Annotated in this window: 1 protein-coding gene; it reads right to left on the bottom strand. The window is 54.9% G+C overall.

The genetic code is table 11. The features are described from left to right. Window positions 1–317: DDE-type integrase/transposase/recombinase (locus FE394_RS19435; protein ID WP_319927956.1), on the bottom strand; the 317-nt coding region annotated here is incomplete at both ends.

Here is a 317-nt window from a genome sequence, read left to right as displayed (position 1 = left end):
TAAGCGGCGAAATTTCTTGCGGCTGTATTGGCTGCCTTGATCTGAGTGAAAAATCAGCCGCCCTTCGATATGGCGCGTTTCCAGCGCATTGTTCAATGCCCGACAGACCAGCTCGGCATCCGGTGACGGCGAAATAGCCATACCCACTACGCGGCGGGAAAATAAATCCATCACCCCCGCGAGATAGCGCCCGCCGTCTTTTGTACGGATATAAGTAATGTCTCCGCACCACCGGGTATTCGGGCATTCCGGGGCAAAATTCGGTTGCAAAAGATTTGGTGATGCCGGGTGCTCTTCCCCGGTCGGGAACCCTTCAT

This window comes from Xenorhabdus littoralis (genome assembly GCF_033949345.1).
In the GTDB taxonomy this organism is placed as follows: Bacteria; Pseudomonadota; Gammaproteobacteria; order Enterobacterales; family Enterobacteriaceae; genus Xenorhabdus; species Xenorhabdus littoralis.
The sequence above is the reverse complement of the archived record's forward strand: the minus strand, read 5'-3'. Positions and strand labels throughout refer to the sequence as shown.